Here is a 25100-nt window from a genome sequence, read left to right on the forward strand (position 1 = left end):
CCCGGTCCCGCACCCGCGAGGCGCGCCTCTCTGCACGATGAGCCCGCCGCGCCCGCTCATGGCGTCACCATCGTCGTCCTCAGGGGGTCAGGCCGGACCGGGGCGCGGTGCCCAGGTGCGTGCCCACACGCTTGACCAGCAGCGTCATCTCGTATGCGATCAGCCCGACATCGGAGTCCGCATCGGCCAGTACGGCCAGGCAGCTGCCGTCGCCGGCCGCGCTGACGAACAGGAACGCGTCGTCCAGCTCGACCATGGTCTGCCGGACCTGGCCCGCGTCGAAGTGCCGGCCGACGCCCTTGGCCAGGCTGTGGAAGCCGGAGGCGACCGCGGCCAGATGCTCGCCGTCCTCGCGGGTCAGGTCCTTCGAGGCGCCGGTGGCCAGTCCGTCGCTGGAGAGGACGAGTGCCTTGCGGATGGAGCCGACCCGCTCGACCAGTTCGTCCAGGAGCCAGTTCAGCTCGCCGGACCCCTTCGCCGAGACCGATGCGGTGGAAGCTGCTGCCTTCGGTGCGGTCATGGACCGTCCCCTCCCGATGTGGTTCCTGGTGCTGTGGTGCCCGTGGCATCTCCGTCATGGGTGACGGTGTCACGGGCGTCCGGGTCTGTGGTGTCCGGGCCTGTGGTGTCCGCGGCCGGGTCCTCGCCCCGCGGTGGCGTGCCGGTCTCGCGCGGGTCGTCGCCGTTGTCGCGCCGGCCGCGCTGCCAGCCGCGCTGGAGCGAGGCCATCCGGGCGCGTACCGCCTCGGCGTCCCGGTCGTCCGCGGGCGGTGCGGTGCTCCGCCTCGCCTCGGCCTGCTCGACGGCGTCGGCCTTGAGCTGGGGCGCGAGGCTGGCCTGCCGTACCCGGCGGGGCAGGCCCGTGGACGTGGTCGGCGCGGGCGTGTCCGGTCCCTCGGCGGGCCGCGGGGCCTGCGGTGCCGGGTCCTGCGGCGCGGCGGACGAAGGCCGGTCCGCGGCACGCCCGGAGGTGGAGTCCTCGGGGCCGGGACGTGCCGTGTCCTGCTTCCGCTGCGGGGCGCGGTCGTCGACCGTTCTGCCGTGGTCGGAGACCAGCACCGGCGGGCGGTGGCGGCGTGGCAGCGGGGCCGGGCCGCCGGGTGCCTGGTCCTGGGTCTGCTGGTGCTGCTCGCCCTCCGGCGCGGACGGCACGGGGGCGATACCGCGCGGTGCGGAGGACGGGCCGGCCGGTGCGGCGGCGGGGCCCTTCGCCTCGCGGCCGCGTTCCCGCTTCCCGAAGAGACCGCCCTCGTCGTCGGGGCCCAGCTCGTCCGGGCCGAGCGGCGCCTCGAGTTCGACCGGTCCGTCGATGACGGCCGGTTCCCGCTCCCGCTCGGGCCGCGGCGCCGGCACCTGCGACAGCGCGGCCAACTTGCCCGCCGCATGCTCCAGTTCGTTGCCGACGGAGCCGCAGGGGGCCGGATCGTCGTCCTCCCGGCCGCTGTCGTGGGTCTCGGTCAGGAGCGTCCCGGGGAGGAAGACCACGGCTGTGGTGCCGCCGTACGGCGAGGGCTGCAGGGAGACCCGTACGTCCTGCCGCTGGGCGAGCCTGCTGACCACGAACAGGCCGAGCCGGTCGGTGTCGGACAGCTCGAACTCGGGGGTTTCGGCGAGCCGGAGATTGGCCTCCAGCAGCAGGTCGGGCGCCATGCCCAGACCGCGGTCGTGGATCTCCAGGGTGAAGCCGTTGGCGACCCGTTCGCCCAGCACCTGGACGGCGGTGTGCGGCGGGGAGAAGACCGTGGCGTTCTCCAGGAGTTCGGCGATCAGGTGCGTGAGGTCGGACACCGCGGGGCCGTCCACCGCGAGCCGCGGCAGCCGGCGCACCTCGATCCGCTCGTAGTCCTCCACCTCGGCGACCGCCGCGCGCACCACGTCCATCAGCTGGATCGGTTTGCGCCACTGCCGGGAGGGAGCCGCGCCGGAGAGGATGACCAGCCCCTCCGCATGCCGTCGCATACGGGTGGTCAGATGGTCGATCCGGAAGAGGTCGGCGAGTTCGTCGGTGTCCTCGGTGCGCCGTTCCATGGCGTCCAGGAGGGTCAGCTGGCGGTGCAGCAGGACCTGGCTGCGGCGGGCGAGGTTGACGAACACGTCGGAGACGCCGCGGCGCATCTCGGCCTGCTTGACGGCGGCCTCGATCGCGGCCCGCTGGAGGGTGTTGAGCGCCTGGCCGACCTGGCCGGTCTCGTCCTGGCCGAAGACGAGCCGGGGCGCCTCGGTCTCCACATCGATCTGTTCGCCCGCGGCCAGCCGCCGCATGACGCTCGGCAGCCGGACGCCGGAGACGTCATGGGCGGCCTTGCGCAGCCGGATGAGGTCACGCACATGGCGGCGGCCGATCCGGAACGAGACGATGATCGAGACCAGCAGTGCGACAAAGCCGAGGACACCGGCGATGGCGGCCTTGAGCAGGATGTTCGTGGCGATCGGCGCGACGCGCTCCTGGTAGCGGTCGCCGGCGCCCTTGCCCATCCGCTGGAGGTCGCCGAGGACCTTCTTGGCCGCGGTGTTCCAGCGCTCGGCGTTGACCGCCCGCGGTCCGTCCTGTGCGCCGGCGGCGATCACCCGGTCCTCGTAGGAGGTCAGCTCACGTGCCTGCGCGGAGCGCCAGTAGTCCGCGTAGAGGCCACGGTCCCGCATCGGCAGCATGGGGAGGCTGGTGTCGTAGAGGACCCGGCGCTCGGCGACCCGGTCGGACAGCTCCCGCAGATCGCGCTTGCTCATGCTGCCGGAGGCCAGCACCGCGGACATCAGTGCGTCCTCGCGGGCGACGGCCTCCCGGGCGCGGGTGACGATGACCAGCGCCCGGCCCTGCTTGTCCATCTCCACGTTCTCCAGGGCGTGGAGCGCGGCGAGGAAGTCATAGCTGGGGTCGACGAGGGAGTTGTAGCCCTCCATGGCCTCGTCGCGGGAGACGGTGTTGTCCTCGACCTGGGCGCGCAGCGAGCCGAGCCCTGAAAGGCCCTTGAGGATGCCGCGCATCCGGCTGCCGGTGTCGCCGGTCAGGCCCTCGCGGACGTCGCGGGTGCCGGCGTCGGTGCGGAGCCGGGTGACGGCCTCGTCGGTGGCCCGGGCCCGGGCGCGGAGCTCACCGAGCGCGTCGGCGCCGCGCCGGTCGGCGAGGTAGAGCAGGCTCTGCCGGCGCTCGCGCTGCAGGGTCTGGACGACGTCCTCGACCGGATACCCCAGCTTCTGTACGACGTTGCCGACGTCCAGCAACTGGTTGGCTTCCCGCCCGGTGATGTACGTCATGAACGCCCACATGGACGTCAGGGACACCAACGGTACGAGCAGCAACGCCACGATCTTCCGGCGGACCGACTTCCCGCGAAAGCGCATGGCCTCCCCAACGTCAACCCCGGCGCACGGGGGTGGTGTTCCGTCAACAAACGGCGCGAGCCTACTACTTTCGGGTGACCGAGCCGAAGGCCTCTCCCGAGGTCGGGGCGGGGTTCGGGGAGGGATCGTCCCGAGTTGTCCGTTGATTCCCGGACAACCCACCCGCGTTTCCGGGAGCCGCCCCTGTCATCGGTGTCCGGCGGAATGCCGGTCGGTTGGCCGGTTTTGCTCTACCCCGGGTAACCCTGTGCGCGTCCGGTACGTGACCATGGGAGGGGACGGGGTGCGGCACCAGGGGCGTGTACCGGTGAAATCGGGGCAGCCACCAAGGAGCCGGACACGCGGGGAGAGTGCGGGGAGAGTGACGCGGTCATGGACACCGGCAGACAGTCGTTGTGGCAGGAGGAACCGGCGGCCCGGCCCCGGATGGCCGATCCGGTGCGCACCGCCGCGGTGCGCGCCGTCATCATCGTGGCGATCACCCTGATACAGGCCATGGTGGCGTTCCTGTGCACGCTGGCGGGCTCCTGGTTCGCGTTTCCCGCGGTGCTCGGCACGGTCGCCAGCACCGTGGTCGCCACCTGGGGAGTGCTGGACGTCTGGGTGACCCGCCAGGTGTGGGTACAGCGCAACGGGGTGCGGTCCCAGCCGAGCAGTACGGCCCGGGAGCTGCGCCGCGAGCGGCGCCGGGCGCGGCGGCAGCAGCGCCGGGAGTCGCGGGAGGGCCCGTCGAGGGTGGATCGCGCGGCCGCGTAACGGCGGGGCGGGAGGGCCGCGCGACACCTGCCGGCCACGGCTGCCCGTGGCCGGGTGTTTTTACGCCACCGCCTCTTCCCGCACGGCGGGCCGCACATGAATGATGCCGTCCAGGACGTCCACCTGGTGCGTGCGCACCGGCCGGCGGGCGGGCAGACAGGTCGGGGCTCCGGTGCGCAGGTCGAACAGGGCCGCATGCAGCGGGCATTCGACGAAGCAGCCCTCGACATAGCCCTCGGAGAGCGAGGCGTCCTGGTGGCTGCAGGTGTCATCGACGGCGTAGAAACCGCCCTCGGCGTGGAAGACCGCGATGGCCGGTGTGGCGTCGTCGATCTCGATCCGGACGGACTCACCCTCGGGCAGGTCCTCGATGCGGCAGACGGGAATCATCTGGCCCCCCTCGCGCTGATCGGTATCATGTGTTCTGAATAACGCATCGCAGAGCGCGATGCGCAACAGAATCCAAGCCGGGACGCGGGCCGTCAAGGGCTTCCCGGCAGATGCCTTCAGACGTGCCCCGCGGGGCCACCGGGTGGTGACACGAAGACCCATGCCGAAGACGAGCGATACGGCGGACGACCGGTCCGAGGAACGGCGCGGCGGGGCGGGATCCGTCCAGTCCGTGGACCGCGCGGTGAGCGTGCTGGAGATCCTCGCCAAGCTGGGCGAGGCCGGGGTGACCGAGATCTCCGAGGAGCTGGGCGTCCACAAGTCGACCGCGTTCCGGATCCTCGGAGTGCTGGAGAACCGCGGGCTGGTGGAGCAGGAGAAGGACCGCGGGAAGTACTACCTGGGCGCCGGAGTGCTGCGGCTGGCCGGTGCCGCGGCGATCCGGCTGGACATCTCCCAGGAGGGCCAGCCGGTGTGCCGGGCGCTCGCCGAGGACACCGGGGAGACCGCCAACATCGCGGTGCTGGACGGCGATGCGGCGGTCAACATCATGCAGGCCAGGGGCTCAGCGGCGGTCACCGCGTACAACTGGCTGGGCCGCCGGACCCCGCTGCACGCCACCGCCAGCGGCAAGGTCCTGCTGGCCCATCTGCCGGCCCCGCGGCGGGAGACCCTGGTGACCCGCAAGCTGCCGCGGTTCACCGAGCACACCCTGACCACGGCGGCCGGTCTGCGGGAGCAGCTGGCGGCCGCGCTGGAGGACGGATTCGCCTGCACCAGCGAGGAGTTGGAGATCGGGCTGAACGCGGTGGCGGCGCCGGTGCGGGCCCACGACGGCGCGGTGATCGGCGCGATCGGCGTCTCGGGACCGGCGTACCGGATGGAGCGTCAGCTGCTGCCGGAGCTCGCGGAGCGGGCGGCGAAGGCGGCCGCCGACCTCTCCCGCCTGATGGGGTACGCGGGTTGAGCGGGGTAGCGAAAAATCCCCCCTTGACGTATCCCTGACGGACTTCCAGCATGTCTCCTATAGCGCAACCAAGCGCACTATAGGCAACACGGCGCCAGCGGTGGACCGTCCTCCGCCACTGTCCCCGTTCCCAGCACAGCGCACCACTCCCACCCCTCACAGGCATCCGTGCCACCCCACGCGTGCTACCCGCCCTGCCGCCACCGCAGGCGCTGTTTTAGGAGTGAGACATGCCGCACGAAGCCCGCGCCGTCGTCGCCCTCAAGAAGGGCGCCCCCGTCGAGGTGCTGCCGATCCTCGTGCCCGATCCCGGTCCGGGCGAAGTGCTCGTGACCGTCCAGGCCTGCGGGGTGTGCCACACCGATCTGCACTATCGCGACGGCGCGATCGGCGACGCCTTCCCCTACCTGCTCGGCCATGAGGCGGCCGGCGTCATCGAGGCCGTCGGCACGGGTGTCACGGAACTGGCGCCCGGCGACTATGTGGTGCTCGCCTGGCGTGCGCCGTGCGGACAGTGCCGGGCCTGCCGTCGTGCCCGCCCCTGGTACTGCTTCGCCTCCCGCAATGCGGACCGGCCCATGACCCTGCTGGACGGCACGGAGCTGACGGCGGCCCTGGGCATCGGCGCCTTCGCCGAGAAGACCCTGGTCGCCGCCGGGCAGGCGGTGAAGGTCGATCCGTCGGCGCGGCCGGAGGCGGCGGGGCTGATCGGCTGCGGGGTGATGGCCGGGTACGGCGCGGCGGTGCACACCGGTGGGGTGGGCAGCGGGGACACGGTCGCCGTCATCGGCTGCGGCGGCGTCGGCAACGCCGCCATCGCGGGCGCCTCCCGGGCCGGGGCCCGGCGCGTCATCGCCGTGGACCTCGACGACGGCAAGCTGGACGCCGCCGAGCGGTTCGGCGCCACCGACACCGTCAACTCCCGTGGTACGGACCCCATCGAGGCGGTCCGGGCGCTCACCGGCGGGCACGGCGCCGATGTGGTGATCGACGCGGTGGGCCGCCCGGAGACCTACCGGCAGGCGTTCTACATGCGCGATCTGGCCGGCACGCTGGTCCAGGTCGGTGTCCCCGAGCCGGACATGCGGATCGAGCTGCCGCTCATCGATCTCTTCTCGCGCGGCGGCGCACTGAAGTCGTCCTGGTACGGCGACTGTCTGCCCAGCCGCGACTTCCCGGTGCTGATCGATCTGTTCCTGAGCGGCAAGCTCGATCTGGAACGGTTCATCAGCGAGACCATCGCGCTCGACGACATCGAAGCGGCCTTCGCCAAGATGCAGCGCGGGGAGGTCCTGCGGTCGGTGGTGGTGGTCTGACCGCCCGCAGGCCTCCCGCGCCGCCGGTCATCCGCCGGCCGGGTCCGCCGGCTCCTCGGGGGCCGGTTCCTCCGGCCGGCGGTACATCCGCGTCGCCGTGATCTGGCCGTGCACCGCCTCGCCGGACGGGTCCTGCTGCGGCAGACCCGGCCGCAGATGCTCCTCGACGCTGATGTACTTCAGCCCGGCCCGCAGGTCCGCGTCATTGCGCAGCCGGATGACCAGCGGGAACTCGGCGAGTGCGGTGGTGTCGAACAGGCCGGTGGTGTAGAGCAGCTGGACGCCCAGCGCATCGGCGACGGCGCGCTGCAGCTCCAGCAGATAGGTCGCGTTGGCGCGGCCGATGGGGTTGTCCAGGAACAGCGTGCCGGCGTGCCGCTGCTTGTCGCGGCCCCGGTCGTTGCTGCGCAGCGCCGCCATCGTGCAGTACAGCGCGATGGCGGCGGTCAGCAGCTGGCCACCGGAGAACACATCGCCCATCTGCCCGACCGGCACACGCTCGGCGCGCAGCACCGCATCCGGCTTGAGGATCTCCACGGCCACCCCGCGCGGCTGCAGCGCCGCGCTGACCCCGCGCAGCAACAGGGACATCCCGTCCCGCCGCAGATCGCTGTTCTTCTTGACGGCCGCGCGGGTCGCCTCGTCGATGACCTCGCCGAGCCGCTCGGTGAGCGTGGCCTGGTCGGGGTCCTCGAAGCGGATCCGCAGGAACTCCTGTCCGGACCACTCCCCCAGCCCCTCGGGCAGCCGCGACAGCCGCTGGGCGGAGCGCAGTGTCGTCAGCGACGACTCGACCAGGCCGCGGAGCCGGTCGACGATGGAGTCGCGGTTGCGCTCCAGCTGCTCCAGCTCGTCGGTGAGCACCCGCAGCCGGGGGGCGAAGGCCTCCGCCCACTTGGCGGCATGGTCCGGCAGGGCCGCCGCGGGCAGTTCGCGGATCTGCTGGCGGGCGGGGGTACGGACCTGTTCGTAGCGGGTGGAGTTGGCGTGCCGTACGAGGATGTCGCTCGCCTCGCGGACCGCGGAATCGGCGGTGGACAGATCGGCGGCGCAGCCGCGCAGCGAGCGGCGGGACTCGGCGGCGGCCTGCCGCGCGTCCTCCACCCGGCCGGCGTACGGCTCGATCCGCCCGTCCGCCGCGTCCTCGGCGTCCGCGTGGTCACGGAGCAGATCGCGCAGCAGGGCGGCGGTCTCGTCGAAGCCGCCGGCCGCGTCCTCGGCGGCGCGGTGGCCGCGCAGCAGCTCCTCGTGCCGGTCCCGGGCGGCCGTCAACGCCTCGGTGGCGGTGGCCAGTTCGCCGCCCGCGGTGCGCAGCAGCTCCTTGGCGCGGTCGGCGTCCGCGGGCACCAGGTCCTCGGGCAGCTCGGTGTGCGCCTCACCGTCCGTGGGGGCGAGGCGCTCGGCCTCACCGCGCAGCCGGCCGAGCTGTTCGCTGGCGGCCGAGGCGCGGGTCTCCAGCATGTGCACCAAGGATTCGGCGCGGGCCGCGGCGGCCTGCCGGGACGGGCCGTCGGCGGCGTCCGGGCTCTCCAGGAGCGTCTCCGCGCGGGTGCGGACCTTGTTGGTGAGGCGGTTCAACTCGGCCAGGGCGGCGCTCTCTTCACCCTCGGCGCGGGCCTGTTCGGCGCGCAGATCGGCGCCGACACCGACCTTCTCGTAGAGCTGGGAGGCGGCGCGGTAGGCCTCGCGCAGCGCGGGCAGGGAGGCGCTCGCGGCCTCCGGAGCCTCGCCGAGATCGTCCGGTACACCGGCGATCTCGGACCGCTCGGCGCGCAGCGCACGGGCGGTGCGACGGGCGTCGTCGGCGGCGCGCTGGGCCGCCCGGCGGTCCTCGTCGGCGGCCCGCGCACGGTCCACGCACTCCTCGGCGCGGGCCTCGAACTCGGCTGCCTCATCGGCGAGTTCACGCATCCGGGACTGCCAGGAGGCGCGCTCGCGCAGCCGGTGGGCGAGCCCGGCCAGCAGATCCGCGGCGCGGCGGGCGCGCTGGGCGGTCTCCTGGCGCTCGTCGCGCACCCGGGTGGCCTCGGCCGCGACCTCGTCGGTCCCGTCGCGGGCCGCGCGGGCCTCGGCCAGCTCCGCCGCGGCCTCCTCCGCGGCCGTCCGGGTCTCCTCCGCGGCGGCGGCCAGCTCACCGAGGCGGCCGGCCGGGCAGCCCGTACGCCACGAGCCGAGCCGCGCGGCCAGCGCCCGGTCCCCGGCGAGCCGGGCGGCCAGCGCCCGGATCTCCTCGTCCCGCTCTATGGCGCGCGCCCGCAGCGCCTGGCGCTCCTCGTCCGCGGCGGATTCGTCGTGCATCGCCGGGTTCGGCGGGACGAGGAAGACACCGGTCTCCCGCTCGTCGGGGGCGGGCGTGGGCGCGAGCAGCGCGGCGGCGGTGCCGACCGCGACGGCCGAGCGCGGCAGCAGCGCGGCCTGGGCGAGCACCTCGCGGGCCCGCGCATGGGTGTCCGGGTCGGTGATGATCACGCCGTCGACCAGCTCGGGGCGGGCGGCGAGCACCCGGGTGTGGTCGGCGGGGTCGACGGACTGGGCGAGATAGCGCCAGCCCGGCAGCGCGGGGACACCGTGCTCGCCCAGGTACTCCACGGCGGCCAGCACATCCGGCCCCGGGGGCAGCAGACCGCCGTCGCCCAGCGCGCCGAGGATCCGCGCATCGTCGGCGGCGGCCGTACGCAGGTCGAACAGCTGCCGCTCGGCGCCGGCGACGCCCTCCTCCAGCAGCTCACGCAGCCCGTCGGCGTTGCGGTCCAGCTCCTCGGCGGTCAGCGGGCCGGCGGTGGGGCGGCGCGGGGCGCCGGTGTCCGTACCGGACGTGGCCGTACGGGGGCCGGGCAGGCCGAGGGACTTGGCCTCGGACTGCGGGAGTCCGAGGAGGTCGGCGAGCCGCTGCTCGGCGCCGATGGACTCGGCGGCCCCGCGCTCGGCCTCGTACGCCCGCTCGGCGGCCTCGGCGGCGTCCTCGGCGCGGGCCGCCGCCAGTTCGGCGGCGGAGTGCCGGGCGGTGGCCTCGCGGGCGCGGTCGGTGGCCTGCCGGGCGGCTTCGCGGGCCGAGTCCCAGGCCTCGACGGCGGTCTTCTCGGCGTCCGAGGCGGCGAGCGCGGCGCGGGCCGGATCGGCATCGGGGGCGCTGTCGTCCAGCCAGCCGGCCCGGACCGCCTCGGCGGTCTCCTCGGCGACCTCCGAGAGCCGCTGCTTGAGGTGTTCGGCCTCACTGCGGGCGCGCTGGGCGTGGGTGGCGGCGGTGGTGGCGTCGCGGTGCGCCGATTCACCGGCCTCCTGGAGGGCGGCGGACCGTTCCTCCTCCTCGTTGGCGATCCGCTCACCGGCCTCGGCCGCCGTGTGCAGGGCGCGGACGAGGTCGGCGGCGGCAGTGGCACGGGCGGCGAGCGCGGGTGCGGCGTCCCGCTCGGCCTCGCGGATGGCGGCGGCGACCCGGGCGGAGCGGTCGGCGGCGGCGCGGTGCCGCAGGGCGATCTCGGCGGCCTGCCAGGCGCTGTGCAGCGTACGGGCGTCGTTGAGCTCCCGGCGCTGGGCGGCGGCGCCCTTCTCCGCGGCGGCCAGCGCCAGTGAGGCGTGCCGGTAGGCGAGTTCGGCGGAGACCAGGGAGCGGCGCTCGCGCACCCGCTCGGCGTCGGTGACGCGGTGCGCCGCGGCGGCGACCTGCTCGGCGAGCTCGGCGGCGCGGCCGCGCTCCTCGGTGCCGCGGGCGTGCAGCCGCTGGGCGAGGCCGCGGGTGCGGCGCTCGGCCCCGGCGTGCACCTCGCGGGCGCGTTCGCGCTGTTCGGCGGCGTCGGCGATACGGGAGAGCAGATCGAGGGAGCCGGCCGTGAAGTCCCGTTCGGCGGTGAGTTCGGCGCGCCGGCCGAGCTTGTGGGCGAAGCCGTGCACCAGATCGGCGAGGCCGTCGGTGTCGCGGGTGTCGGTGACGGCGCGCAGCAGCAGGTCGGTGAAGTCCGAGTCGTTCTTGACCGCGAACAGGCCGGCCGCCTCACCCTCATCGGCGTTCATCTCCCGCTGGTAGCGGAAGAGTTCCGGGTCCAGGCCCAGCTCGCCGAGGTGTACGTTCCAGCGCTCGTGGCCCTCCTCCCAGACCACATCCAGATTGGGGTAGTTCTTCCCCGCCTCGGTGAGGACGTCGCGGAAGCCCTTCATCGTCCGGCGGCGGCCCTGGGCTCCGGAGCTGCCCTCGCCGCTCTCCTGGCGGGGGCGGACGACGGTGGCCTCGGCGACGGGGAGGGAGTCCAGGCTCATCCCGGGGCCGGGCCGGAAGCTGTACCAGGCCTCGGCGAACTTCCGGGGGTCGTTGGAGACCTGCCGGCCGCGCCATTCGCTGACCTTGCCGACGACCACGCTCTCGCCGGTCAGGACGTGCTGCCACTCCAGGGCGACATGGCCGCAGTCGTCGGCCAGCAGGAACTTGCGCAGCACGCCGGAGCTGGCGCCGCCGAGGGTGTTGCGGTGACCGGGCAGCATCACCGAGAAGATCAGCTTGAGCAGGACGGACTTGCCGCCGCCGTTCTCCAGGAAGAGCACGCCCGCGGGGGCCGGGCGGCGCGGCGGGCCGACCGGTTCGTCCTCGAAGAAGTCCGCCTGGGCCGGGGCCGGTCGGGGCACGGGCGCACCGACTCCGCGCAGGTCCAGCACGGTGTCGGCATAGCGCGCACCGGCGGGCCCGATGGAGTAGAGGCGGACCCGGGACAGCTCGTACATGGCGGACTCTCGTTGTCGTGTCGGGAAGGGGTGGCGCTGCTCCCCCGCCCCCTCCCCCTCCTCCCCCTTCGGGGGAGGGGGCGGGGGTGGGTTCGGGGGTGGGGGGGAGTCTCGGTCGGGCGACGGTCGGTGGGAGCCGTGGTGGTCGGTGGGAGGTAGGAGCGGCGGCAGTCGGTGGGAGCGGTTGGGGTCGGTGGGAGCCGTGGTGGTCGGTGGGAGGTAGGAGCGGTGCTGGTCGAACGGCCCCTCAGCCGGAGTGGAAGGGCAGTCCGGCGTCCGCGACCAGGTCGAGGTCGTCGGTTTCCTCGCCCGGCAGCAGGGCGGCACTGCCGTCGGCGACGGGGACGATGCCCAGCTCCAGGAGTTCGGCCATGGCGGCGCTGCCGGCCATGTCGCGGACCTGGAGCTGATAGCGGGCGGTGGTGCGGTAGGCGCCGCCGGCGTCGTCACCGGTGCGCTGGAGGAAGCCGGAGTCGACGAGGAAGGTGACGGCCTTGGCGATGATGCCGGTGGTCGAACCGGCCAGCCGGCGGGCGTCCTTGGTGGCGCCGGTCGCGCTGCGCCGGGCATACATGCGCCAGGCGGATTCCAGGCCGGGGGCGTCGGTGGCCGGGTCGGTGTTCTCGCCCTCCTGCTCGGCGCGCTCCTCCAGCCGGCGGCAGGCCTGCCGGACGAAGGCATCGACGCCATTGACCGTGATACGGCCGATGTAGCCGTCGTCGGCGAGGTCCTCGGGGCGCGGGAAGGCCAGCGCGGCGACGGCGAGATGGGCCAGGCCGTGCAGGAAGCGGTCGGCGGAGTCGGCGGAGGCACGGCGGGCGTAGTCGCCCATCCGTACGGCGAAGACGGAGTCCTCGTCGGCGGTGACGGCCATCCCGGCGCGGGTGGACACCTCCAGGACGACCAGGCCGAGGCCGGTGGCGACGGCGTCGGCGAGCCGGGCGAAGGCCGGGTCGTCCCGATAGCGGCGCAGGAGTTCGCTGTATTCGGCGTCACGCGCGGGCAGCAGCTTGGGCTGGAGGCCGAAGGAGACCAGCCGTGCGGCGTCGGCGGCATCGGCGGGGGTCAGGGGCGCCCACTTCGCCGCGGCCGGCTCGGCGTCGGCGGTGGGCACGCCCCAGCCCGGCTCACCGGCCCCGGACGCCAGGTCCGGCTGCGGCGCCTCGTCGTACTGGGTCACGGAACAAGCTCCTTGCGGGGGACGGTCTGGGACATCTCGGGCCGGCGCGACGGCGGACGGCGGCCCGGCGCGCCGCGGCCCTGCCGGACCGGCCACGCCCCGCCGTTCGCCGACCGCTCGTCCTGGGCGCGGGGCATCAGGCCACCTCCGAGCGGTCCGCGGCCATTCCGGCGGCGTCCAGCAGCGCCGTGCCGACGATGAGGTCGGCACCGCCGAACTCGGGGTCCGTCAGCTCCGTGCCGTCGTCGACGGCGAACAGCAGCTGCTGTTCGCCCTGGCGGTAGGCCGTGCCGACCGGCGGGCTGGCGGCGTGCACCGCCAGCAGGGCGACGAGGTAGGGGAGTTCGGGGTCGCTGCGGCGCGCCTCGGCAAGCAGGCCGGAGAGCCTGCGGGGCGCGTCGGCGGGCAGGTCGAGCAGCGCCATCGCGGCGTCGAGCTGGGCCTCGCTGAAGCGGCTGTCGTCGGGGGTGGCCACCAGGTCGGGCTCGGGCATCTCGGCGCCGAGGTGCTCACGCTCCATGGGCGGGGTGAGCAGCATCTCGACGAGGTCCCCGACGCGCACGGCCGAGGGGGTGCGCAGCCCCGTGCCCTTGGCGAAGAAGGCGTCGGTGACGCGGATGGCCTGCTCGGCGGGGAGCGGCAGCAGGGGGGCGACCAACTGGCCGTACAGGTCGAGTCCGGAGCGGGCGGCGGGGGTGGCGAAGGCCTGCCGGTCCTGCTCGGCGCGGAACAGCGGTCCGGCCTCCAGCAGCCGGGACTGGAGCTGGGTGTGGCGGCGGATGCAGTCCTTGACGATGTCGACGAGCTCGGCGGCCCGCCGCTTGTGCTCCGCCTCCTCGGTCTCGTCCCGGGCCTTGCGGATGTTCGTCAGGATGGCGTTCTCGTGGCGGTAGCGGTCCGCGACATGGTCCAGCGCCTCGTTGATCATGTCCGGGACTGTCTCCAGCCAGTCCACGGCGCGGACGTTGCGGCGGGTGGCGTCCAGGGTCCTGCGGAGCGTCTCCGCATACTGCACGGTGCGGTAGCGGGCCTGCTCGGCGGCGAGCTGGGCGTCGGCCAGCCGGCCGCGGTTGATCAGCACCTCCAGCTTGACCTCGGCGGCGATCTGGGCGCTGGTGACGTCCGTGTCGAGCGCGCCGACCAGGACGTTGACCGCTTCGTCGGTGGCCCGCAGGAAGACGCTGCCGCCGGCGCCGGGCACCTCTTCGATGAGCTTGAAGTCGTAGTCGCGGCGGACGTACTCGCCCTCGGTGTTGAAGGTGCCGTAGACGGCACGGAAACCGCGGTCCACGCTGCCGACGTTGATCAGGTTCTCCAGCACCCAGCGGGCCACCCGCTCATGCTGGCCAGTAGGACGGTGGGGGGCCTGGGCGGCGACCCGGGGGAGCACCTTCGCCACTATCTCTTCGTGGTCGGCGCCGGTGTCGAAGTCCATGTTGAGGGTGACGAGATCGATGACGGCGAGCGCCACCTCCGCCATGGCGTAGACGCCGTACTCGCCCGCGAGGTTGGCCTTGCGCACGTCGAGGTCGTGCAGCGGCGCGGTGCATGCGAGGGCACGCAGCCGACGGGCCAGGCCTTCATCGGCGGCCGGGCCCGGCGCAGGCCGGTGAGGGCCGTTGAGCTGGGGCGCAGCGGCCCCCGGGGCGGGAAAAGTCACGTCGCACAGAGTAGGCGCTCGCACTGACAACGGACGAAACGGCGCGGATCCGCTCATGGGTGGAACCGCTGGTGGATCCGTTGACGGACCGCTCACGGGACGACGCGACAGTCTACGGCGTGGCGCGCGGTGGCCGGCCGCCAGGTCCCGTGGGCACGGGTGCCGGTCTCAGTGGGTGGCCCCGCCGGCGACGCGGATGTCGGTGCGGGTGCGCGCGGCGGTGAGGGCGATCTCACGCAGGGCCCGGGCGGCCGCGTCGGCCGGGAGCGACGGCTCGGCGCGGTCGACGACCTGCTCCGGTGTGTAGGGGACGTGGACGAATCCGCCGCGTACATCGGGCAGTTCGGTCGCGATGAGGTGGGCGAGGCCGTAGAAGACGTGGTTGCAGACGAAGGTGCCCGCGGTGTTGGAGACGGAGGCGGGGAGTCCGGCGGCGCGGACGGCCGCCACACATGCCTTGATCGGCAGGGTGGAGAAGTACGCGGCGGGGCCGCCGGGCACGATCGCCTCGTCGATGGGTTCGGCGCCCGAGGCATCGGGGATCCGGGCGTCGTCGACGTTGAGGGCGACGCGTTCGACGGTGATGTCGGGCCGGCCGCCCGCCTGGCCGACGCACACCACTATCTCGGGGCGGGTCTCCTCGATCGCGGCGCGCAGCACCGCGATCGACGCTCCGTAGATGCAGGGCAGTTCGACGGCGGACACCTCGATACCCGCGGGCGGTGCGTCCGCGGCGGCGCGGACCGCCTGCCAGGAGGGGTTGGTGGATTCGCCGTCGAAGGGTGCAAATCCGGTCAGCAGTACCCGGGTCATTCGGTCATCCTTGGTGCGACTGGTCGAGCGGGGAGGGAACGGGTGAGCACCCGCGCGCCGCGCCCCGGAGGGTCGCGGCGCGCGGTGCGGTGCCCGCTCAGAAGGCGAACAGCGCCATGATCACGATGTTGCAGCCGAGCAGCACACCCGCAGTGGGCAGCTGTACCTTGATGGGCCCGTACTGGTCCTTCAGCTCCAGCAGCGCCGCCGGGACGATGTTGAAGTTGGCGGCCATGGGGGTCACGAGGGTCCCGCAGAACCCGGCGAGCATGCCGATGGCCAGCACGGCGGCGGGGTTGCCGTCGAAGTGCCCGACCAGGACGGGCCAGCCGACGGCCGCGGTCATCACGGGGAAGGCGGCGAAGGCATTGCCCATGATCATGGTGAAGGCGAACATGCCCACGCAGTAGACGACGACCGCGATGTAGAGCGAGTCCTCGGGCAGGACGGAGGTGGCGAGCTTGCCGACCTGGTCGCCGACGCCGGAGACCTGGAAGATGGCGCCCAGTGTGGCCAGCATCTGCGGCAGCAGCATGGCCCAGCCCATCGCCTCCAGCATGGAACGGCCGGACTGCACGGGCACCGAGATCCGCTTCTCACGGAGGATGATCATGCCGACGACGAGGGCGACGACGGCTCCGATACCGAGGCCCAGGATGGTTTCGCTGCCCTCCTGGAGGAGCGGCTCGCCCCCGATGGTCACGTGCTTGACGCCGATGGCGCAGGCCATCGCGACGACCGGGATGGTGAGCGCCGGGACGAACAGCCGGTTGCCGAGCTTGGCGGCGCTGGCGGCGCGCTGCTCAGGGGTGGTGGTGCGCGGGGTGCCGCGTCCGGTGAAGCCGAAGCCGGCCAGACAGGCCATGACCAGCACCGCGACGCCCAGGGGCTCGGCCGGTGCCTGCTTGGTGACGACCCAGCTGCTGTAGATGAAGCCGGCGCCGATCAGGCCCCAGAAGGCGCCGGTGCCGAAGCGCTTGGGGTTGCTGCGGTCGGTGACCATCTGGGCGGCCATCACCAGGAAGCTGAGGCCCACCAGCCAGTAGAACCACTCTGCCTTGATCACTGGGCGGCCTCCACTGCGGCGGTGTCGCGGACGTTTGCGGTGAGCAGTTCGCGTTCCAACTGGCGGTCCAGGCGCAGCAGTCGCCAGCCGTGGACCACGAAGGCGCACACGGCGGTGGGGATCGCCCACAGCGCGAGCTGCAGCGGTTCGAGGTGGGTGCCGTAGGTGGTGTTGACGAAGCCGGTGATCAGCAGGATCGAGCCGACGGCGAGGAAGACGTCCTCGCCGAAGAAGAGGCCGACATTGTCCGCGCTGGCGGAGAACGAACGGACCTTCTCCCGTGTCCGGTCCGGGAGTTTGCCGTATTTCCGCTCGGCGGCACCTTCGGCCATCGGGACGGCCAGCGGGCGGACGGTCTGGGCGTGGCCGAAAACATTGGTCAGCCCGACTGCCGCGCCGATCTGCCGCAGCCCCAGGTAGAGCGCGAGGAAGCGGCCCGTGGTGAGCCTGGCGAACCGCGCGATGAGGTTACGGGCCTGCTCCTGGAGGCCGTAGCGCTCCAGGAGGCCGATGACCGGGAGGGTGATCGCGAAGATCGTCACCGCCCGGCTGCCGGCGAAGCCTTCGCCGAACGCGGCGAGCACCTTGCCCGGCGACAGCCCTCCGAGGAGGCCGGTCGCGATGCCGGCCACCCCCACGACCAGCAAGGGATTGCGTTTCGTGGCGAAGCCGATCACGACCACGAGCACGCCGAGGAGCACGATCATGGATCCGCCTTCCGCGTACGGGGACCCCACAGGGCCCGTGAGGAGTTGAAGAGATTGCAGCGGAGGCTAGGCGATTGTTCAACGATCCGACAAGGGGTCTGCACCAACAGATCTGCGGCACTTCCCGGGGCGGCTCTCGCGGCGGCCCCCTCCACCCCTCACCCCTCGGCGATGCGCTGCGCGTACGCCCCCGACAGCTGGCCGCGCGAGTCCTCCAGATAGGACAGCAACAGCCGCTCGGCCTCGGCGGCATCCCCCGCCTGCAGCGCCTCGACAATCTGGCGATTACGGGTCAAATAGGGTGCGTGGAAACGCCGGGGGTCGGCCATGACATGGAAGACCAGCCGGAGTTCGGCGAGCACGCCGCGCATCAGCTCATCCGTGCGCGGGCTGCCCGCCAGGGCCACGACGCCCTGGTGAAAGCGGATGTTGGCCGTGGACAGCGCCTGCCACTCCCGGTCCGCCGAGGCGGCCTCGCCGGCCTGCACGGCGGCCTCGATCGCCGCGATGGCCTCGGTCACACCGGCTCCGTAGGGCCCCTGCCCCAGCCCCCGTACCGCCGCGCACTCCACGAGGGTGCGCACCCGGTAGATGTCCTCCAGGTCCTCGACCGTCACCACCCGGACGAACACCCCGCGGTTGAGCTCGTGCACCAACAGCCGCTCATGGGTCAGCAGCCGGAACGCCTCCCGCAGCGTGTTGCGCGAGACGCCCAGCGCACCGCCAATGCTCTCCTCCGAGAGCCGGGCGCCGGGCGGGAAGTAGCCCTCGGTGATCCGGTCGCGCAGGATGTCGGCGACCCGCTCGGCCGTGCTGGAGCGGCCCAGCAGGGGACGGTCCCGCTCCAGGCCCGAGACCTCGGTGAGCCGCCCCTGATCGTTCTTCGCCACTCCGCCGGACATTCCGCTCCCCGCTCTCGCGCCGTACCGGGCGGCGGGTTCGGGCCATCCCGGTGTCATGGAGCGAAAGTCAATCCCAGACAGGAGGACAAAACAACGCACCCTCAAACGGATGGCACACACCTCTTGTCGGATCGTTGAACGATCCTCTACGTTGTCCTCGACGCCGGTCGGCTCGAGTGCCCTCGGGGGAGAGTCACTACGGATACGGGCCGGCCGGAATGTCCCGCCCGCCCCTGCCCGCACACGGGACCCCGCACGCCGCCCACCGCGCACGGCCGGCCCCGAGCACCTCTGGAACGGACATACATGAGCGAGCGCAGCGAGCAAATCATCGAGAGGTGCGCGCCACGCGAATGCGGGGCCGAGCGGAGCGAGGTTTCGGCATGAGCGAGCGCAGCATGGGGGTCCCTCCCGTCATCGACCTCAACGCCGACCTCGGGGAAGGCTTCGGCCGCTGGCAGCTCACCGACGACGAGGCGCTGCTCTCCGTCGTCACCAGCGCCAATGTGGCCTGTGGCTTCCACGCCGGCGACCCGGCCACGATGCGCCGGGTGTGCGAACTGGCCGCCGAGCGCGGTGTGGTCATCGGCGCCCAGGTCTCCTACCGCGATCTGGCCGGCTTCGGCCGCCGCGCGATGGACGTCCCGCCGGACGAGCTGGCCGCCGAGATCGCCTACCAGATCGGTGCCCTGGAGGTCTTCGCGCGCGCCGCCGGTGCCCGCGTCGGCTACGTCAAACCCCATGGCGCGCTCTACAACCGCTGTGTCCACGACGCGGAGCAGGCCCGCGCCGTCATCGACGGCATCCGCACCGCGGGCGGCGGGCTGCCGGTCCTCGGCCTGCCCGGCTCCCGGCTGCACGAGGCCGCCCGGGAGGCCCGACTCCCCGTCGTCGGCGAGGCGTTCGCCGACCGCGCCTACACCCCCGAGGGCACCCTGGTACCGCGCCGTGAACCGGGCGCGGTGATCCACGACCCCGACGAGGTCGTCAAGCGCGCCCTCGGGATGGCCCGCGACCACACCGTCACCGCCCGCGACGGCCGGCGTGTGGGCATCACGGCCCGTTCGCTGTGTCTGCACGGCGACACCCCCGGAGCCGCGGACCTCGCCCGGCGGGTCCGGTCCGAGCTGACCGCGGCCGGCGTCCACGTACGGAGCTTCGTATGAGGCCGCTGCCGGTCGGTGAACACGGGCTGCTCATCGAGCTGGACAGCGCCGAGGAGGTCGAGGCGCTGCACGCCGAACTGCTGCGCCGGGCCGCCGACGGAGCCCTGCCGCCGCTGCGCGAGATCGTGCCGGCCGCCCGTACGGTACTCCTCGACGGCCTCGCCGACCCCCGTGGGCTCATCGCCGAACTCGCCGCCTGGGACATTCCGCCGCTCACCGCCGGCGACCGGCCCACCGTGGAGATCCCGGTCCGCTACGACGGCCCCGATCTCGCCGATGTCGCCGCCCTGTGGGGCGTCACCCCCGACGAGGTGGTGCGGCTGCACTCCGCCACCGAATTCCACGTCGCCTTCTGCGGTTTCGCACCGGGCTTCGGCTATCTGACCGGTCTGCCCGAGCGGCTGCACGTACCGCGCCGTGACACGCCCCGCACCAAGGTCCCGGTCGGCTCGGTCGCCCTCGCCGGCCCGTACACCGGTGTCTACCCGCGCTCCTCCCCCGGCGGCTGGCAGCTGATCGGCACCACCGGCACCGTGCTGTGGGACCCGCGCCGTGAACCGGCGGCGCTGCTCGCACCCGGCACCCGCGTCCGCTTCGTCCCGCAGGAGACCGCCTGATGACCGACCGCGCCTTCTCGGTCGTCCGGGCCGGTGCGCTCACCACCGTCCAGGACCTCGGCAGGCCCGGCCATGCCCACCTCGGTGTGCCGCGGGCCGGCGCCCTCGACGCACCCGCCCACCGGCTCGCCAACCGTCTGGTGGGCAATCCCGCGTCCGCCGCCACCCTGGAGACGACGCTCACCGGCTGCGCCCTGCGGGTGCGTACGGCCACCACCGTCGCCGTCACCGGCGCCCCCTGCCCGGTGACCGTCGACGGCCGCCCCGCCCCGTGGGGCGCCCCGGTCCGTGTCCCGGCGGGCGCCGTCCTGGACGCGGGACCCGCCACCCACGGTCTGCGCTCGTATCTCGCCTTCGCCGGCGGTATCGACACCGAACCGGTCCTCGGCAGCCGCGCCGCCGATCTGCTCTCCGGCCTGGGCCCGGACCCGCTCACCGACAGCGCGGTCCTCCCGCTGGGCGACCCGCACGGCCCGCCGGCCGGCGCCGATGCCGTCCCGCATCACGGCCCGGTGCCGGAGCTGGTCCTTCCGTTCCTGCCCGGCCCGCGCGACGCCTGGTTCACCGACACCGGTCTGCACACCCTCACCACCGGCCGCTTCCGGGTCTCCCCCGCCAGCAACCGCATCGGTCTGCGCACCGAAGGGCCGTCCCTGGAGCGCGCCCGCAGCGGCGAACTCCCCAGCGAGGGCATGCCCCTGGGAGCCCTCCAGGTCCCGCCCAACGGCCTGCCGGTCCTCTTCCTCCACGACCACCCCACGACCGGCGGCTACCCGGTCATCGGTGTCGTCCCCGAGCGCTGTCTGGCCCCGGCGGCCCAGGCGGTACCGGGGACACCGGTCCGCTTTCTCCGCATGCGCTGAGTGCTCCGCCGGGCGTGCCGAGAAGTGCCGTGATGCGGCTGCGGCTGCGTCGTGGCCGGTCGCGCAGTTCCCCGCGCCCCTGTGCCCCGGGGCCGTCAGCCGCCCGCCGGCGCCCCGTACCCCCCGCCGCCCGGTGTGCGCAGCACCAGCACATCGTCCACGCCGACGTCCGCCGCGTCACAGCCCGCCAGGGTTTCGTGCGTACCGTCCGCCCGCTCGATGGAGTTGACGCCCAGCGCACCCGGGGCGCCGCCCGCCATGCCGTACGGCGCGACCCGGCGGTGGTTGGTCAACAGGGCGATGGTCATCGGCTCCAGGAAGCGCAGCCGGCGCTCGACACCGCAGCCGCCGTGCCAGCGGCCCGTACCGCCGCTGCCGGAGCGGATGGCGAAGCTGTCGACGCGGACGGGGTAGCGCCACTCCAGCACTTCGGGGTCGGTCAGCCGGGAGTTGGTCATATGGGTCTGTACGGCATCCGCGCCGTCGAAGCCGTCGCCGGCGCCCGAACCGCTGGCGACGGTCTCGTAGTACTGCACCCGGTCATTGCCGAAGGTGAGGTTGTTCATGGTGCCCGAGCCCTCGGCCTGGACGCCGAGCGCGGCGTAGAGCGCACCGGTGACCGCCTGGGAGGTCTCCACATTGCCCGCGACGGTGGCCGCCGGAAAGACGGGGGCGAGCATCGAGCCCTCCGGGATGCGGACCTGTACGGGCTTGAGGCAGCCGCTGTTGAGCGGGATGTCGTCGGCGACCAGGGTGCGGAAGACGTACAGGACCGCCGCCATCACCACCGAGCTGGGCGCGTTCGCGTTGCCGGGCTGCTGGGGTGAGGTGCCGGCGAAGTCCAGTACGGCGCTGCGGGCGGCGCGGTCGACGGTCAGCGCGACATGGATCTCGGCCCCGCTGTCGGTGTCGTAGCGGTAGCTGCCGTCCGACAACTGGGCGATGATCCGCCGGACCGATTCCTCGGCGTTGTCCTGGACGTGCCCCATATAGGCCTGGACGACGTCCAGCCCGAACTGCTCGGTCATCCGCCTCAGTTCCTGGATGCCCTTCTCGTTGGCGGCGATCTGGGCCCGCAGATCGGCGAGGTTGGCGTCCGGCGCGCGGGAGGGGTAGGGGCCGGCGGCGAGCAGTTCGCGGGTCGCGTCCTCGCGCAGTTCGCCGTCGCGCACCAGCAGCCAGTTGTCGAAGAGGATGCCCTCCTCCTGGATGGTGCTGCTGAAGGCGGGCATCGAGCCCGGGGTGATGCCGCCGATCTCGGCGTGGTGTCCGCGGGAGGCCACCAGGAACAGCAGGGTGTCCCCGTCGGTGTCGAAGACGGGGGTGACGACGGTGACGTCGGGGAGGTGGGTGCCCCCGTGGTACGGATCGTTGATCGCGTACACATCGCCGGGCCGCATCTCGTCGCCGCGGCGCCTGAGCACCTCCTTGATGGACTCCCCCATCGAGCCCAGGTGCACGGGGATGTGCGGGGCGTTGGCGATCAGATTGCCGTCGGCGTCGAAGAGGGCGCAGGAGAAGTCGAGGCGTTCCTTGATGTTGACGGAGTGTGCGGTGTTCTCCAGGCGGACGCCCATCTGCTCGGCGATGGCCATGAAGAGGCTGTTGAAGACCTCCAGCATCACCGGGTCGGCCGCCGTGCCGACCGCGACCCGGTCGGTGCGCGCGCGGGTCCGGGTCAGTGTGAGGTGTCCGCGGTCGCCCATGGCCGCCTGCCAGTCCGGGTCGAGGACCGTGGTCGCGTCCTCCTCGGCGATGACGGCCGGGCCGGTGAGGGTGTCGCCGGGGCGCAGGTCGGTGCGCCGGTAGAGGCCGGTGTCCTGCCAGCTGCCGCCGGTGTACATCCGGATCGTCGCGGCGGGCGTCAACTCCCCTTCCCTGTCGCCGGGTTGCGTCTCATGCTCCCCGGCACCGCCGGGCGCTCCCAGCGCCTCGACCGACACCGCCTCGGCCACCAGCGGTTTGTCCATGGTGAAGGCGTAGCGCTCGCGGTGCGCCCGGACGAACTCCGCGGCCATGGTGTCGGCGTCGGCCAGCGGGACGCCGATCGTGGAGTCGGTCCCGGCGTAGCGGATCAGCACCCGGGCGCGGGTGGTGACCGAGGCGTCCGGCACCCCGTCGTCGTGGAGTTCGCGCCGGGTCTGCGCGGCGAGGGAGTCGCACACCTCCTGGACGCGGCGCAGGGCCGCGGGGTCCGTGAACTCCGCCTCGACGGCCTGCTCGCGCATCGCGGTGGCGTCGGCGACCCCGATGCCGTACGCGGAGAGCACCCCGGCCAGCGGCGGGACGAGCACCGTGTCGATGCCCAGCGCGTCGGCGACCGCGCAGGCGTGCTGGCCGCCGGCTCCGCCGAAGCTGGTGAGGGCGTAGCGGGTGATGTCATGGCCGCGCTGGACGGAGATCTTCTTGACGGCGTTGGCCATGTTGAGCACCGCGATGTCGAGGAACCCGGCCGCGACCTCCTCGGGTCCGCGGTCGTCCCCGGCCTCGGCGGCGGCCCGCTCGGCCAGTTCCGCGAAGCGGGTGCGGACCGCCTCGGCGTCCAGCGGCTGGTCACCGTCCGGGCCGAACACCGCCGGGAAGTGCGCGGGCTGGATGCGGCCGAGCATCACATTGGCGTCGGTGACGGTGAGCGGGCCGCCGCGCCGGTAGCAGGCCGGTCCCGGGTCCGCGCCGGCCGAGTCGGGACCGACCCGGTAGCGGCGGCCGTCGAAGTGGAGCACCGAGCCGCCGCCGGCCGCGACGGTGTGGATGTTCATCATGGGGGCGCGCATCCGTACGCCCGCGACCTCGTTGCCGAAGACCCGCTCGAACTCGCCGGCGTAGTGCGACACATCGGTGGAGGTGCCGCCCATGTCGAAGCCGATGACCCGGTCGTGGCCGCCGCCGGCCTCGGCGGCCGTACGGACCATCCCGACGACGCCGCCCGCGGGCCCGGACAGCACCGCGTCCTTCCCGCGGAAGTGCGCGGCCTGCCGCAGCCCGCCGTTGGACTGCATGAACATCAGCCGGATGCCGGGGAGTTGGGCGGCGATCTCGTCGACATAGCGGCCCAGGATCGGGGAGAGGTAGGCGTCGACGACGGTGGTGTCGCCGCGCGGCACCAGCTTCATCAGCGGGCTGACCTCGTGCGAGCAGCTGACCTGGGCGAAGCCGGCGCGCCGGGCCAGCTCGGCGACGGCCTGCTCGTGCTCGGCGTGGCGGTAGCCGTGCAGCAGGACGACGGCGGCGCTGCGCAGACCGTCCGCGCGGGCCCGGACCAGCGCCCGGCGGACCTCGTCCACGTCCAGCGGCCGGACCAGCTCGCCCTGTGCGCCGATCCGCTCCGGTACCTCGATCACCCGGTCGTAGAGCGCCTCGGGCAGCACGATCCGCCGGTCGAAGATCCGCGGCCGGTTCTGGTAGGCGATCCGCAGGGCGTCCCGGAAGCCTTCGGTGATCAGCAGTACCGTCGGTTCGCCCTTGCGCTCCAGCAGGGCGTTGGTGGCGACGGTGGTGCCCATCTTGACGACGGACACCTTCTCGGCGGGCACCGGTTCGTCCGGGCCGAGCCCCAGCATCATCCGGACACCGGCCACCGCGGCATCCCGGTAGCGCTCCGGATGGTGCGAGAGCAGCTTGGTGGTGACCAGCCGCCCGTCCGGCCGCCGGCCGACGACGTCCGTGAACGTGCCACCCCGGTCGATCCAGAACTCCCAGCGTCCGGTCATCCCGCCATTGTCGCAGCGCCCTTCGTCATCGAGGGGTCTTTGCCGGCCCCCGCGCCGTCCGTCCGGCCCAGCGCGGCGAGCGCGGAGCGGGTGGCACGGTCGGCGGCGGCGTCCAGCAGGCGCCCGGATCCGGCCAGACCGTGCCGGCACTCCTGGAACGCGAGACCGACCAGCCCGGGCAGCAGATCCGTACACCGGTCGGCGACCCAGCGGGTCCCCCGGGTCGCCATCCACAGCACGGAGCCGGCGCGGGTCGGCGGCGGCCCGTCGAGGGTGAGCGCGGGCGGCGGTCCGACGGGCAGGCCGGTGGCGGCGAGCGCCGTGTGGAAGCCGCGGGCCAGCAGCCGGTGGCCGTGCTCGCTGGGGTGCAGCCGGTCCACGCTCCAGGAGGCCCGGTCGGCGACCCAGGCGTGGTCGGCGAGGTGCAGATGCACGCCCCCGTAGCGGGCGGACACCGCATGGACGACGGTGTTCACGGCACGCATCCGGCGTCCCAGCGGACGGGCCAGCGGCGCGGGCAGCCCCAGCATCCGGCCCGGATCGGGCAGACATGCCGTCAGCACCACGGCCCCGTCGGCACTCAGCGCACCGTGCGCCCGGTCCAGCGCGGCCGCGATCCGCTCGATGGCGAAGGCGGCGCGCAGGGTGTCGTTCGCCCCCACGAGCAGCGAGGCGAAGCGCGGGCCGAGCGCCCGTGCCGCGGGCAGCTGCCGTTCGGCGACATCGGCGGCCTGCGCCCCGCTCCGCGCCAGATTCACCAGCGGGACGCTCCCGGGCCGTTCGCCCAGCGCCTCGGCCAGCAGGGCGGCCCAGCCGCGCCAGCCACCGCCCGGTACCGGGTCGCCGAGCCCCTCGGTCAGGGAATCACCGAGCGCGACAAAGCAGCCCGGGGCCGCGGACCGCCCCCCGTCCGGCGCCTGCGCCGGTATCAC

18 protein-coding genes are annotated in these 25100 nt (G+C 73.4%); 6 read left to right on the top strand and 12 right to left on the bottom strand.

Features of this window, described 5'->3' with window-relative positions; genetic code table 11:
- Window positions 1-79: 79 nt before the first annotated feature.
- Both NUT86_RS06380 and NUT86_RS06385 read right to left on the bottom strand, forming a co-directional pair.
- Complete coding sequence (locus NUT86_RS06380; RefSeq protein ID WP_018090647.1) at window positions 80-520, bottom strand: roadblock/LC7 domain-containing protein; 441 nt, start codon at window positions 518-520, stop codon at window positions 80-82.
- On the bottom strand, window positions 517-3342 hold the full coding sequence (locus tag NUT86_RS06385) for a nitrate- and nitrite sensing domain-containing protein (protein WP_274734031.1): 2826 nt from the start codon (window positions 3340-3342) through the stop codon (window positions 517-519). Before NUT86_RS06385 ends, NUT86_RS06380 begins: the two co-directional genes overlap by 4 nt.
- Window positions 3343-3654: 312 nt before the next feature.
- Here NUT86_RS06385 and NUT86_RS06390 point away from each other — a divergent pair, with 312 nt between their 5' ends.
- Complete coding sequence (locus NUT86_RS06390) at window positions 3655-4098, top strand: hypothetical protein (RefSeq protein ID WP_381682308.1); 444 nt, start codon at window positions 3655-3657, stop codon at window positions 4096-4098.
- 60 nt (window positions 4099-4158) lie between these two features.
- On the opposite strand, the gene NUT86_RS06395 is transcribed toward NUT86_RS06390, so the two are convergent.
- Window positions 4159-4488, bottom strand: coding sequence for a bifunctional 3-phenylpropionate/cinnamic acid dioxygenase ferredoxin subunit (locus tag NUT86_RS06395; RefSeq protein ID WP_018090650.1), 330 nt, complete (start codon window positions 4486-4488; stop codon window positions 4159-4161).
- Between the two features lie 160 nt (window positions 4489-4648).
- On the opposite strand from NUT86_RS06395, the gene NUT86_RS06400 reads away from it, so the two are divergent.
- Window positions 4649-5455, top strand: a complete 807-nt coding sequence (locus NUT86_RS06400; protein WP_018090651.1) for an IclR family transcriptional regulator — start codon at window positions 4649-4651, stop codon at window positions 5453-5455.
- A 230-nt stretch (window positions 5456-5685) separates the two neighbouring features.
- Window positions 5686-6771: an S-(hydroxymethyl)mycothiol dehydrogenase gene (locus NUT86_RS06405; RefSeq protein ID WP_159490689.1), complete on the top strand. Its 1086-nt coding sequence runs from the start codon at window positions 5686-5688 to the stop codon at window positions 6769-6771.
- Window positions 6772-6798: 27 nt separating this feature from the next.
- Here NUT86_RS06405 and NUT86_RS06410 read toward each other — a convergent pair whose 3' ends face one another.
- The 7 genes from NUT86_RS06410 to NUT86_RS06440 form a co-directional block, all read right to left on the bottom strand.
- Window positions 6799-11484, bottom strand: coding sequence for a hypothetical protein (locus NUT86_RS06410; RefSeq protein WP_159490687.1), 4686 nt, complete (start codon window positions 11482-11484; stop codon window positions 6799-6801).
- Between the two features lie 247 nt (window positions 11485-11731).
- Window positions 11732-12664 (bottom strand): hypothetical protein, encoded by a 933-nt coding sequence (locus tag NUT86_RS06415; RefSeq protein ID WP_174876483.1) that lies wholly within the window; start codon window positions 12662-12664, stop codon window positions 11732-11734.
- Window positions 12665-12800: 136 nt separating this feature from the next.
- Entirely contained in the window at window positions 12801-14324 is a 1524-nt protein-coding gene (locus NUT86_RS06420) for a hypothetical protein (RefSeq protein WP_026169805.1), read from the bottom strand.
- 168 nt (window positions 14325-14492) lie between these two features.
- Window positions 14493-15137 carry a pyroglutamyl-peptidase I gene (pcp, locus tag NUT86_RS06425; RefSeq protein ID WP_109888106.1) on the bottom strand — a complete coding sequence of 215 codons (645 nt, stop codon included), beginning with the start codon at window positions 15135-15137 and terminating at the stop codon, window positions 14493-14495.
- 97 nt (window positions 15138-15234) lie between these two features.
- Window positions 15235-16203 (bottom strand): DUF979 domain-containing protein, encoded by a 969-nt coding sequence (locus tag NUT86_RS06430; RefSeq protein ID WP_274734037.1) that lies wholly within the window; start codon window positions 16201-16203, stop codon window positions 15235-15237.
- Entirely contained in the window at window positions 16200-16910 is a 711-nt protein-coding gene (locus NUT86_RS06435; protein WP_127149676.1) for a DUF969 domain-containing protein, read from the bottom strand. The genes NUT86_RS06430 and NUT86_RS06435 overlap by 4 nt, the downstream gene beginning before the upstream one ends.
- Window positions 16911-17068: 158 nt before the next feature.
- The gene (locus NUT86_RS06440) at window positions 17069-17812 is read right to left on the bottom strand and encodes a GntR family transcriptional regulator (RefSeq protein ID WP_274734040.1); all 744 of its coding nucleotides are present in this window, start codon (window positions 17810-17812) and stop codon (window positions 17069-17071) included.
- Between the two features lie 383 nt (window positions 17813-18195).
- On the opposite strand from NUT86_RS06440, the gene NUT86_RS06445 reads away from it, so the two are divergent.
- Genes NUT86_RS06445 through NUT86_RS06455 form a run of 3 tightly spaced genes read left to right on the top strand, consistent with a single transcriptional unit; the run spans window position 18196 to window position 20458 of the window.
- On the top strand, window positions 18196-18978 hold the full coding sequence (locus tag NUT86_RS06445) for a LamB/YcsF family protein (protein ID WP_018090661.1): 783 nt from the start codon (window positions 18196-18198) through the stop codon (window positions 18976-18978).
- Entirely contained in the window at window positions 18975-19595 is a 621-nt protein-coding gene (pxpB, locus tag NUT86_RS06450) for a 5-oxoprolinase subunit PxpB (protein ID WP_093638578.1), read from the top strand. Before NUT86_RS06445 ends, pxpB begins: the two co-directional genes overlap by 4 nt.
- The gene (locus tag NUT86_RS06455) at window positions 19595-20458 is read left to right on the top strand and encodes a 5-oxoprolinase subunit C family protein (protein WP_266450439.1); all 864 of its coding nucleotides are present in this window, start codon (window positions 19595-19597) and stop codon (window positions 20456-20458) included. The genes pxpB and NUT86_RS06455 overlap by 1 nt, the downstream gene beginning before the upstream one ends.
- Window positions 20459-20553: 95 nt before the next feature.
- On the opposite strand, the gene NUT86_RS06460 is transcribed toward NUT86_RS06455, so the two are convergent.
- Together NUT86_RS06460 and NUT86_RS06465 are read right to left on the bottom strand one after the other, a co-directional pair.
- The gene (locus NUT86_RS06460; protein WP_274734043.1) at window positions 20554-24168 is read right to left on the bottom strand and encodes a hydantoinase B/oxoprolinase family protein; all 3615 of its coding nucleotides are present in this window, start codon (window positions 24166-24168) and stop codon (window positions 20554-20556) included.
- Window positions 24165-25097: an SGNH/GDSL hydrolase family protein gene (locus tag NUT86_RS06465; RefSeq protein WP_274740390.1), complete on the bottom strand. Its 933-nt coding sequence runs from the start codon at window positions 25095-25097 to the stop codon at window positions 24165-24167. The genes NUT86_RS06460 and NUT86_RS06465 overlap by 4 nt, the downstream gene beginning before the upstream one ends.
- Between the last annotated feature and the right edge of the window lie 3 nt (window positions 25098-25100).

Origin of the sequence: Streptomyces sp. G7(2002), assembly GCF_028870195.1 — a bacterium.
GTDB lineage: Bacteria > Actinomycetota > Actinomycetes > Streptomycetales > Streptomycetaceae > Streptomyces > Streptomyces nigrescens.

Excerpts from the sequence above, each read along its gene's own strand:
- NUT86_RS06380 (WP_018090647.1), bottom strand. The coding sequence starts at position 520 with ATGACCGCACCGAAGGCAGCAGCTTCCACCGCATCGGTCTCGGCGAAG.
- NUT86_RS06385 (WP_274734031.1), bottom strand. The coding sequence starts at position 3,342 with ATGCGCTTTCGCGGGAAGTCGGTCCGCCGGAAGATCGTGGCGTTGCTG.
- NUT86_RS06395 (WP_018090650.1), bottom strand. The coding sequence starts at position 4,488 with ATGATTCCCGTCTGCCGCATCGAGGACCTGCCCGAGGGTGAGTCCGTC.
- NUT86_RS06400 (WP_018090651.1), top strand. The coding sequence starts at position 4,649 with ATGCCGAAGACGAGCGATACGGCGGACGACCGGTCCGAGGAACGGCGC.
- NUT86_RS06405 (WP_159490689.1), top strand. The coding sequence starts at position 5,686 with ATGCCGCACGAAGCCCGCGCCGTCGTCGCCCTCAAGAAGGGCGCCCCC.
- NUT86_RS06410 (WP_159490687.1), bottom strand. The coding sequence starts at position 11,484 with ATGTACGAGCTGTCCCGGGTCCGCCTCTACTCCATCGGGCCCGCCGGT.
- pcp (WP_109888106.1), bottom strand. The coding sequence starts at position 15,137 with ATGACCCGGGTACTGCTGACCGGATTTGCACCCTTCGACGGCGAATCC.
- NUT86_RS06435 (WP_127149676.1), bottom strand. The coding sequence starts at position 16,910 with ATGATCGTGCTCCTCGGCGTGCTCGTGGTCGTGATCGGCTTCGCCACG.
- NUT86_RS06440 (WP_274734040.1), bottom strand. The coding sequence starts at position 17,812 with ATGTCCGGCGGAGTGGCGAAGAACGATCAGGGGCGGCTCACCGAGGTC.
- NUT86_RS06445 (WP_018090661.1), top strand. The coding sequence starts at position 18,196 with ATGAGCGAGCGCAGCATGGGGGTCCCTCCCGTCATCGACCTCAACGCC.
- pxpB (WP_093638578.1), top strand. The coding sequence starts at position 18,975 with ATGAGGCCGCTGCCGGTCGGTGAACACGGGCTGCTCATCGAGCTGGAC.
- NUT86_RS06455 (WP_266450439.1), top strand. The coding sequence starts at position 19,595 with ATGACCGACCGCGCCTTCTCGGTCGTCCGGGCCGGTGCGCTCACCACC.
- NUT86_RS06460 (WP_274734043.1), bottom strand. The coding sequence starts at position 24,168 with ATGACCGGACGCTGGGAGTTCTGGATCGACCGGGGTGGCACGTTCACG.